Annotated in this window: 8 protein-coding genes; 2 read left to right on the forward strand and 6 right to left on the reverse strand. The window is 53.4% G+C overall.

The window, feature by feature from the left end; translation table 11 throughout:
* Window positions 1–32: 32 nt before the first annotated feature.
* The 5 genes from I9W95_RS09525 to I9W95_RS09545 form a co-directional block, all read right to left on the reverse strand.
* The gene (locus I9W95_RS09525) at window positions 33–1,214 is read right to left on the reverse strand and encodes a DUF819 family protein (RefSeq protein ID WP_225674234.1); all 1,182 of its coding nucleotides are present in this window, start codon (window positions 1,212–1,214) and stop codon (window positions 33–35) included.
* Window positions 1,215–1,233: 19 nt separating this feature from the next.
* A complete protein-coding gene (locus tag I9W95_RS09530) occupies window positions 1,234–2,493 on the reverse strand; it encodes a DSD1 family PLP-dependent enzyme (RefSeq protein WP_225674236.1) in 1,260 nt (419 codons plus the stop codon).
* 177 nt (window positions 2,494–2,670) lie between these two features.
* Window positions 2,671–3,936 (reverse strand): inorganic phosphate transporter, encoded by a 1,266-nt coding sequence (locus I9W95_RS09535; protein ID WP_225674238.1) that lies wholly within the window; start codon window positions 3,934–3,936, stop codon window positions 2,671–2,673.
* 201 nt (window positions 3,937–4,137) lie between these two features.
* Window positions 4,138–6,435, reverse strand: a complete 2,298-nt coding sequence (gene feoB / locus I9W95_RS09540) for a Fe(2+) transporter permease subunit FeoB (protein WP_225674240.1) — start codon at window positions 6,433–6,435, stop codon at window positions 4,138–4,140.
* Entirely contained in the window at window positions 6,432–6,671 is a 240-nt protein-coding gene (locus I9W95_RS09545; RefSeq protein ID WP_225674242.1) for a FeoA family protein, read from the reverse strand. Before I9W95_RS09545 ends, feoB begins: the two co-directional genes overlap by 4 nt.
* Before the next feature lie 422 nt (window positions 6,672–7,093).
* Here I9W95_RS09545 and I9W95_RS09550 point away from each other — a divergent pair, with 422 nt between their 5' ends.
* The gene (locus I9W95_RS09550; protein WP_225674244.1) at window positions 7,094–7,558 is read left to right on the forward strand and encodes a hypothetical protein; all 465 of its coding nucleotides are present in this window, start codon (window positions 7,094–7,096) and stop codon (window positions 7,556–7,558) included.
* Window positions 7,559–7,618: 60 nt separating this feature from the next.
* On the opposite strand, the gene I9W95_RS09555 is transcribed toward I9W95_RS09550, so the two are convergent.
* A complete protein-coding gene (locus I9W95_RS09555) occupies window positions 7,619–9,547 on the reverse strand; it encodes a VacB/RNase II family 3'-5' exoribonuclease (RefSeq protein WP_225674246.1) in 1,929 nt (642 codons plus the stop codon).
* Window positions 9,548–9,722: 175 nt separating this feature from the next.
* Here I9W95_RS09555 and I9W95_RS09560 point away from each other — a divergent pair, with 175 nt between their 5' ends.
* Window positions 9,723–10,004: a hypothetical protein gene (locus I9W95_RS09560; RefSeq protein WP_225674248.1), complete on the forward strand. Its 282-nt coding sequence runs from the start codon at window positions 9,723–9,725 to the stop codon at window positions 10,002–10,004.
* The last annotated feature ends 104 nt before the right edge of the window (window positions 10,005–10,108 follow it).

The following is a 10,108-nucleotide window of genomic DNA, read 5'->3' on the forward strand; positions in this document are numbered from 1 at the left end:
CGGCTGGCATGAGCCAGCCGGGAGCCAGGATATCAGCTGCCGAGCATCGCGCGTGTGGCGAAGGCCATCGCAATACCGAGGTAGTTGCCAAGAATGTAGCCAATAATGGCGGCGGCAAAGCCCGGTAGAATGATTTCACGATTCTTCAGAGCACCGGCTATTACCGGGATAAAAGGTACCGACATAATCGCTGCCGATGAGGTAATCAGGAAGGTATCGGTATCGATGTTCATGAAGCGGCAGATAATGGCCTGTAACAGCAATGATCCAATCAGGATAAAACCGATATAGGCGAACAGGTCGAGATTCAGATTAGTGATGATACCTGTGTCGGTCATACTGCCAGTGGTCAGACAGAAGACCAGAATCAGATACATGCCAAGCTGGAAAGTCCCTTGCAGTGAACGAACGGCAGGGATGAATGAGGCCATCACGCCGAGTGTGGTAATGGTAATAATGGTCAGTGCGGAACGCATACTTTCCGGTGCCAGACCGGCAAGCACGACCGACAGTCCGACAATGGCTGCGGACAGCAGCAGTCCGGCGATGGCCTGAGTAAACACCCGGCGGCCTGCGAGAATACGGTAGGCGTTCGCGGTTTCGTCGGCCATGTGACCAAACGCATCTTCCTCTGTGTGGTAGGCGTGCTGCCCTTGGCTTTGAAACGGGCGCAGAACTCTGGAGAAAATCGGCTTCGCCAGCGTCATAACAAAAATCAGATACAGGGCTGACAGCAGAATGTCGTAGGTGATCATGGTTGTGAAGATGGTTTCATCTGCTTCGATGGCGGTTTTAATGGCCGCCATATTCGGTCCACCACCGGTATAAGCCCCTACCGACATGCCCGCGATCTGCCAGACGTTGTCCAGTGTATCGACATAGAAGAAGGCACCAATTGCGCTGATGATCAGCACTGACAGCAAGGCAATCGCCATACTTTTCATGGTGTCGCCTGCCATGCTCAGTGATGCTTTTACATCAATAGAAAACACCAGCAGCGGTAAGGCTAATGCGATAGACACTTCCGATAGTGTGGTGCGAATGCCTGCGAGAGCGGCCCAGTCACTGTTGCCTGCTGCGATAGCGGACAGAGCAATACCCAGTGCAAACGACAAGACAACGACGCCCGCCTTGTCCAGTAACGGCAGTTTTTGTGCAAGGATGATGATGACTGCAGGAATCAGCAGATACGCCAGAGCTGCGGCAATGGTCATGGTCAGAACCTCTTATTATTCAGGATTGCTTAACGCTGGAATGCAAAGGAGCGCTGGCGGACGCTTCATCGAAGTCTTTCGGGTAACGGAACGCCGGCCACCAGTCGCTGATTCGGCCGTGTTCATAAACGGCGATATTGCCGAACTGCAGGAATACGGCTTCACTCTGGGTCGGACGGAAAAAGAAGAAGTCATCCTGCTTGATCGAACTGTCGGCTGGCAGGCTGTAAAGTTCCTGATTGCTGGATTTCCCCAGAAAAGACGTCTGCTCCGAACCTTCGGGGTAGCAGGGGCTTGCCAGCCAGTTGCCGCCGTACAGGTAGGCTCCTCGTGCGGGCAGCTGACGCAACAGGCGCATGAAAGACGATAGCAACGGTGCCATGGGAATCTCGGGGCGCTCGACCACTTTCAGCACCGGTGTGGCAATAAAACAGGCTGGCTGATGATGCTCAAGCGTGAACACATCAAAGTCAGTCGGTTTGACCAGAGCAGATGCAGTCGCCAGCTCGTTTACTACGCCCAGATTTTCATCATCATACAGCGGGTAGGTCGAACTGCCGCCGGTGTTGAGACATAGACCCTCAACGGCGGATTTACCCAGGTGCTGGCGAACCTGATCAACGAAGCTGGCGTAGGTAGCCTGCGCCTCATTGAACGCTTTTTCATGGCCACCAAGGGCGGCTGGAATTTTACTGATATGGGCTTCGTAGCCCATCAGCCCGGCCAGACTGAGCCATGGGCTGGATGCAATAATTCTCAGGGCTTCGGCAAACTCGTCACCGGTTTTGTAACCACCGCGGTGCAGGCCGACGTCAATTTCAAGGCTGATACGCATCTTGGTGTTCAGACCCTGTGCCAGCAATTCATACTGTTTCAGGCGGTCGTTGTTATCAATCAGCCACTGCAGCTGCATTTCCGGTGAAAAGCACATGCTTGCCGTCTGGGCGCTGTGCCACTGATAAAAGCGACGGGCCGCGGCGACGGGCATGGGTTTGCCGAGCAGAATATCGGCTGCGGGCAGGTGTTCAACCAGATGCATCAGGAAAGGCAGGTGGAAAGTCATCAGCCGGTGGGTGCCGGTGCGACGCATGATGTACTGCAGCAATGGAATAGAGGGCAGTGATTTGGCCACGATGCGGTAGTCGAAGCCACGATTCAGTACATTGATCAGTTGATCGATATTCCGGTCCAGACGTTCTTTATCAATCACCAGCGTTGGTGTGCAGGTACCAGCCTGCTGTAACGCGTGAGACAAGTTCTGGAAGTACACATCCGTCATTGAAGAATCCGCTATGAGCATGGTGAAACTAATTATAATTATGTGGTGGTACGTTTGTACCATATGGTTCGGATTTTGACCACGGAATAATGGCTGATTAAGGGGTAACCAGCAGGGAGAGGCGAGCTTGTGGTGGTGAACCGGCAATAAAAAAGCGCCCGAAGGCGCTTTGTCTGATCAGGCCCAGATGGCCTTGAACAGGAAGAAGAACAGAATCGATAGTATGGCACCAGCAGGCAGAGTCACCAGCCAGGACACGAAGATGGATCCTATTTTGCGGTAATTCAGAGCGTCGCTGCCAACTGCCAGACCAACCCCGAGGATTGCACCAACCAGAACGTGGGTGGTTGAAATTGGCAGGCCGGTACCCGAGGCGACCACGACTGTGGTCGCTGCTGCCAGGGTGGCAGCAAAGCCGCGGCTTGGGGTCAGTTCAGTAATACCGGTACCTACTGTGGCGATGACGCGATGGCCGAAGGTGACCAGACCAATCACAATACCACCGCCACCAACCAGCAGAATCCACACCGGAACGGCGGACTTGGCAGTAATTTCACCGGCATGGCTGATAACACCATAGATCGCGGCTACCGGACCGATGGCATTAGCGACATCGTTGGAGCCGTGGGCAAACGCCATGGCACAGGCGGTAAAGATCATCAGTACGGCGAAGACTTTTTCGACGTTGGCGATATGTATCGCTTCGGATACTTCCGGGTCAGCATGGATTCGGCTAACGAACATACGCCCGATCACCATGACCACAGCACCGATGATCAGGGAAATCCAGATGGCATCAATGAAGCTCAGTTTCAGCCCCAGGTGCTTCAGGCCTTTCAGCAGCGTCACCATGGAAATAACGAAACCGACCAGCAGAATGTAAAACGGCACCAGGCGCTTTGACTGTGCAAATGGGTCCGGGGTGTCGTGTATGAAATGCTGCACGCTCTTATAGAGCAGGAAGGAAATCGAGCCGGCGACGACCGGTGATACCACCCAACTGGCGGCAATGTTACCGACTTTGGCCCAGTTCACGGCTTCCATGGATATGCCCACGGCAGCAAAGCCGACGATAGCGCCCACGATAGAGTGAGTGGTGGAAACCGGCCAGCCAGCGTATGACGCGACCAGCAACCAGGTACCGGCGGCAAGAAGGGACGCCATCATGCCGAATACGAGGAGTTCAGGTTGGCCATCAAGAGCAAGAGGATCAATGATCCCTTTGCGGATAGTCTGAGTTACTTCACCGCCAGCAAGGAAGGCACCGGTAAACTCAAAAATAATGGCAATAATAACGGCCTGGCGGATGGTAATGGCTTTAGAGCCTACCGAAGTCCCCATGGCATTTGCAACGTCGTTGGCTCCGATACCCCAGGCCATGAAAGCACCGAAGATGCAGGCCAGGATAATGAAAAGCTGTCCCTGGTCGGCGATAAGCTCCATCGTGAACTCCTCAAGAAAAAAGCGCGCGCATTCTAACGCAGGGTTACTGCAGATCCTAGCACTTGTGACAGGCGTCTTACGTTAAATACATGCTTCATTGATTCAGGCGGGACTCAGTATAGTTTCTGAACGCCAGAGTGCTGCCCGGAAAGCAAAAGGCCCCGCGTTGCGGAGCCTTTTGAGTACAGCTCGGGTCTCGATTTACAGGTTCGTAATCGGGATATAGCGAGCGTTCTGCTGGTTGCCATAACGACGCATTTGCATCAGGCAGATAGCGATGAAAGCGACGCAGCCAGCGATCCACAGGGAAGAGCTCAGAGGATGGCTGCTGAAACTGCCCAGTTGATACACCACCACTGCCGTTGTGTACGCCAGACCGGTGCTCCAGCCTGCGACAAACAGCATCCAGCGCACACCGGCTTCACGCACCATGGCGCCCAGTGTGGCAACGCAGGGGGTATACAGCAGAACAAACACCAGGTACGCAAAGGCCGCCAGCTGGCTGCCGAACAGCACGCTCATGCTGGTGAAAGTACCTTCATGAACACCCTGCTCTTCAGTCTGGTCGGCAGAGATCAGGCTCAGGCCGAGTGGATCAAGGAAGGTGTCGGCGATACCGGCGAGATTATCCGGAATCGTGGTAACAGCCTCAGTCAGTCCGCTAAGCAGGTCATACTCGCCTGCATCACCGCTGTCTTCCGGGTTGTAAAGTGCATCCAGAGTTCCCACAACCGCTTCTTTGGCGAAAATGCCGGTGATAATACCAACGGTGGCCGGCCAGTTATCGTCCTGCACGCCCAGTGGTGACAGCACAGGGGTCACAGCAGATGCAATTTTTGACAGTACGGAATTCTCCCGGTTTTCGTTGCCGAATGAGCCGTCGGTGCCAATAGAGTTGAGGAAGCTGAGAATCACTACCACCGTAATGATGGTTTTACCGGCGCGCATACAGAAAGACTTGAGGCGCTCCCAGGTTTTGAACACCACGCCTTTGATGGTCGGTACATGGTAGGCCGGCAGTTCCATGACGAACGGCGTCAGATCTGGTTTGAACAGCGTGTTCTTGAGAGCGATACCGGTCAGCAGTGCCATGGCGATACCCAGCACATAAAGGCTGAACACAATCAGCGCACCATTTTCCTGGAAGAAGGCCGCAGCAAACAGGGCATACACCGACAGACGTGCACCACACGACATGAATGGGGCCATCGCGATAGTCAGCAGGCGGTCTTTCTCGGTATCCATGGTACGGGCAGCCATCACCGCGGGTACGTTGCAGCCAAAGCCAACGATCAGCGGCACGAAAGATTTTCCCGGCAGACCCACTGCTCGCATCAGGCGGTCCATAACAAAGGCCGCCCGTGCCATATAGCCGGAATCCTCAATCACCGACAGAAACAGATACAGACCGCCGATAACCGGAATAAAGGTAGCAACCAGCTGTATACCGCCACCAAGACCATCGGCCAGCAGGGTGGCCAGCCATTGTGGTGCGCCAATCTGCTCCATCAGATAGTGGGTGCCATCAACGAATAATGTGGCTGAAGCGATATCAAAGAAATCGATAAAGGCGCCGCCGACGTTAATCGCAAAAATAAACATCAGGTACATGATGGCGAAAAAGAACGGAATGCCCAGCCAGCGGTTCAGAACCCAGCTGTCGATTCTCTCGCTCAGACTGCGACCACGATTGTTAATTGTCAGTACCGGCTGCAGCACATGTTGTACTGAACGATAGCGGTTGTTCGCCATCAGTACGTCGATGGGCTGCCTGTGGCTGTTTTCCAGCTGCGCGCGCAGGCGGGTGGCCAGCTCAATAACCGTCTGGCGACGGCTTTCCGGAACAATTTCGGCGGCATAGGCGTCGTTTTCGAGTACCCGGGTGGCGGTCCAGAAAGGGTTGTCGACAGTGGATTGCAGCGCATCTTTCAGTTCGTGTACAGCCGCTTCCAGACCGTCGTCAAGACGCAACAGTGGCGTGGCAACGGTCGCATGCTCCAGGTAATGGCCCATGACGCGGCACAACTCTTCGATACCACGACCGGTAGAGGCAACAATAGGCACCACCGGCACACCGAGGTTCTGTGACAACAGCTGTGTATCAACGTGAATGCCTTCGCGTTCAGCAACATCCAGCATATTTACCGCACAGATAACAGGAATACCCATATCCAGCAGCTGCGATGTCAGGAACAGGTTACGCTCCAGGTTACTGGCATCGAGAATGTTGATGATGATCTGTGCTTCACCACTGAGGGCAAACTCGCGCGCAATTTTTTCATCGGTCGACAGTTCATCGTCGTGGCTGTCGAGCGCGTAGGTTCCGGGCAGGTCCACCAGTTTGTGACTGATGCCGCGCAGGTTAAGGGCACCTTCTTTCCGTTCAACAGTAACGCCCGGCCAGTTTCCCACCTTCTGGCGGGCACCTGTCAGAGCGTTGAATAAGGTGGTCTTGCCACAGTTCGGATTACCGATAACGCCAATTACTGCCGGTTTCATTCACACACCTCAACCTGAATGATGGCCGCCTCGCGTTTGCGCAGACTGATCGATGAACCTCTCAGCTGAATTTGCATGGGATCTCCCATGGGGGCGAAGCGCCGCACTTCGACCTCGGCACCGGGCATAACCCCCAGAGCCAGTAACTTACGACGGAAATTTGTTTCGGTAGCAGTGAAGCCGGTTATCTGAGCGCGGGTTCCGATGCTGAGCTGATCGAGCGTGGTAGTGGTCATGCTGTTCCGGCTGAGAGGGTATAAGTTGGTGGTAGATGGTAATGTTTATCATTTGGGAGTACAAGATCCATTTACATTTTCCCTGACCTGCGACAGGAGAAATGCGGGTTGTTCCGGACAGTCCCTCAGTTACGCTTTCCGGCTTTGTGTTCTGTCCGGTTTACCATGGCCGTCACGCATACGTTTATCTGAGCCATTGTTCGCAGCAGAGCAAATGTTTTTAGCTTATATATATCCAATAAGACCCGAACTATATTGTTTCTTATATATTCAACTCGTTATAATGCGGGCATTAAATGATATTTATCTGACGGATATTCAATATACCGTCGATTCTTACCGCAACTCCCTATTTACCGGTCTATTGGTACCTGAGTGCCGATGGCTCCGAGCATCGTTGTAAACATATACAGAGGTATGATGTGAGCGTTTTTGATTTAGATATTGATAAGCAGATTAAACAGCACCAGCAGAAGATTCAGGAGCTGGAAGCGCTGCGTGAAGCGCAGGAAAAAAAGATGGAAGGTATCAAGGAATTTGATGCTGTGATTCAGCGCCTGTGCAATCAGAGCAGCCTGACTGAGGACGAGTTGTATGTATCCCGTGCTGAACAGATTGAGCGCTGGATTGTATCACTGTCTAAAATGGACAACCCATCGTCTATCTACCACAACCTGAAGAAGCATTTTGCCCGTACTTCACCACGTGGCCCGCGCGCTAAAGCAGAGAAAGAGTCTTCACTGCCTAAGCCTAAACTGCCTGTCGGTACTTACCGTAATCCGGCCACGAATGAGAAAGTTGAAAAAATTAAGCGTAACCCGCGTCAACTGGATCAGTGGATCGATCAGCATGGCTTTGCTGTTGTGCGTACCTGGAAGATCGACTGATCTGCCAGAACTGAAAAAGGGAGCCTCAGGCTCCCTTTTTTATGGCTGCCTGTCTGTGCCTCAGGCGAGCGCAAAACGTACGCTACGGGCGCGGCTCTGAATATCCATAATACGAACCTTGATACCCTGACCCAGCACATAGCGGCCACTTTCGCTGTAGTGACTGATGGTTTTGGTATCAAAGGTCCATTCTTTACCGGCTTTACGACGATCAATGGTACCTTCGATACCGGTGTCATCAAGACGCACGGTAATGGTTGCCGAGTTCATATGCACAATGGTGCCAGCCAGAATCTGTTCTTTGTCCTGTTGTTCCAGCCACTGCAGTTTCAGCCAGTTCTCGGCCTGAGAGGCTGAAATACGCGCCGTACTTTGCTGGTTCTGAATCGCGGCCAGTAAGTCGCTATCGGGCAGAACAGTATCTTCGTCGGCCAGTAAGCTGCGCACAATCCGGTGAATCAGCAAGTCATTGTACTTACGCAGCGGCGAGGTAAAAGTGGTGTAGTACTGAAAGCCGAGGCCAAGATGCGGTTTGGCTTCCAGCGACAGGTTACTGCGTTCCAGCTGGCGACTGACGATAGTACGCAGCGGCAGTTCGCTATCGCTGGTGTCGGCTTGCTGCATCAGCCCGACGTATTTTTCCAGGGTATCGAACTCTGGTTTATGTTCCAGAGACAGATGCTCCTTGAGCAACGCTGCTACCTCACCAGTGCGTTCGTTACGCACGCCACTGTGTTCAATAAAGAAGCCGCTGCCTTTTTCCGCCAGCCAGGCGGCAACAGCACGGTTGCACGCCAGCATGGATTCCTCAACCAGACGATGTGCCTGATTCCGTTCGATACGAACGATATCTTTTACCTTGCCGGCGTCATCGAATACCAGTTTGAAATCAGGACGTTCTTCCATCAGCAGGCAGTGGGTTTTACGCCAGTTGCTCAGCGCCCGTGCGCAGGCTTCAAGGTGAACCAGTGGGCCGTGCAGTTCGGCCGGAATTTCTGCCTGATCACCATCGATAAAGGCGGCGACCTGGTTATAACTGAGTTTTGCCTGGCTTCGGATAAGCGCATTGTGAATGTGCACCTGAGCAATGCTACCGTCTTCTTCAACGCGCAGCTCAACCACCATCGACAGACGGTTCTGATTTTCCTGCAGTGAACTAAGTTGTTCAGACAGTGCTGGTGGCAGCATCGGAATAACTTCATCCGGGAAATAAACGGAGGTTGCGCGTGCAGCAGCCGTCTTGTCGAGTTCGCTGCCTGGTGCGATCAGGGCTGCTGGATCTGCAATGCCAATCCACAGTGTCCAGCCCTGGGTCAGGGCTTCGGCATACAATGCGTCATCAATATCGCGGGTACTGGCGGAGTCGATGGTGACGAACGGCAGGTGTGTCAGATCCGTACGCTCGGCGCTGAATGCGTCCAGACCGGCTTCAACCAGCGTATCAACCTCGGCCTGTACGGCGGCACTGAACGTGTCTTCGAGGCCCCATTTCGCCTTGATAAAACGGGTCTCAATATGTGCGTCACCCGGCTTGCCGACTACTTCATCGATGTCCGCCTGAGCTTTCCCGTGAGGGTATGGATGCTTACTGATATGAGCACGTACCAGATCGCCGTCAGCGGCGTTCATACGCTTGGCTGGTGGTACGAAGATCCAGCGATTGAGTGTGGCATGATCAGGTTCAATAAAATGACCTTTGCCGCGAATAATGTAACTGCCAAAAAAACTGTCCTGCTCGCTGCTGATCAGTTTTTCGATAACGGCCTGTTCTTTTCCTTCTCCGGCGGGCTCGACCCGAAACGCTACCTGATCGCCAGGAAGTACCTTCTCCATTTCGTCAGGGGATACAAAGAACTGCTGTCCATCTTCGGTGTTAACGAATCCGAAGCGTCCGGCGGTTGCGCGGATGCGGCCTTCATGGCGCGGCGTCGCTTTCTGGATTTCCTGTTTGAGGGATTTCAGCTGAGAGAGGGCGTTTTTATCGAGCATCCGGACGGAACCAAGGCGAACTGTGAAGGGGGCGAAGTTTACTGGATTGCTGTCGTCAGGGCCACCGGCGGCTCTTCTGCGAGACGGATTCTTGCAATAGCTGACTGTCTGGTCGGAATTCACAGATCCGGACAAGCAGGGAGTATATGCAGCCAAAGCGCATTTTACGCTGGCATTGGTTACCTCGCCGGGCTTTGAGAACTACGTTGGCTTTGGTTCGGATGCTGGTGTTCAGGCGCAGTTTGAAACTGCAGTTACGACACTGGTTGATGATCTGGCTTACCTGAATGCTGCAAACCGCGGCTATATGCTGGTGGACTTTACTCACACTAAAGTAACCAGCCGTTGGGTATTCGTGGATACCATTACTTCGACTGAGTACACCGCATCGGTGGCTAAAGTGATGGAGAGCGCGCCGGGCTCTGGTAATCGCACCTTGTCGACGGTTGTCAGCTGATAAAAAAGGCCGCGTAAGCGGCACTGCTGTCCCACAGTTTTAAAGGTATCTGTTTTCTATAAACGACTTTTAAATCCGCAGTGCCTACTGCCTCCCAGGGGAAC

Origin of the sequence: Thalassolituus marinus (assembly GCF_020320395.1) — a bacterium.
Lineage (GTDB): Bacteria > Pseudomonadota > Gammaproteobacteria > Pseudomonadales > Oceanobacteraceae > Venatoribacter > Venatoribacter marinus.

Excerpts from the sequence above, each read along its gene's own strand:
- I9W95_RS09525 (WP_225674234.1), bottom strand. The coding sequence starts at position 1,214 with ATGACCATTGCCGCAGCTCTGGCGTATCTGCTGATTCCTGCAGTCATC.
- I9W95_RS09530 (WP_225674236.1), bottom strand. The coding sequence starts at position 2,493 with ATGACGGATGTGTACTTCCAGAACTTGTCTCACGCGTTACAGCAGGCT.
- I9W95_RS09535 (WP_225674238.1), bottom strand. The coding sequence starts at position 3,936 with ATGGAGCTTATCGCCGACCAGGGACAGCTTTTCATTATCCTGGCCTGC.
- feoB (WP_225674240.1), bottom strand. The coding sequence starts at position 6,435 with ATGAAACCGGCAGTAATTGGCGTTATCGGTAATCCGAACTGTGGCAAG.
- I9W95_RS09545 (WP_225674242.1), bottom strand. The coding sequence starts at position 6,671 with ATGACCACTACCACGCTCGATCAGCTCAGCATCGGAACCCGCGCTCAG.
- I9W95_RS09555 (WP_225674246.1), bottom strand. The coding sequence starts at position 9,547 with ATGCTCGATAAAAACGCCCTCTCTCAGCTGAAATCCCTCAAACAGGAA.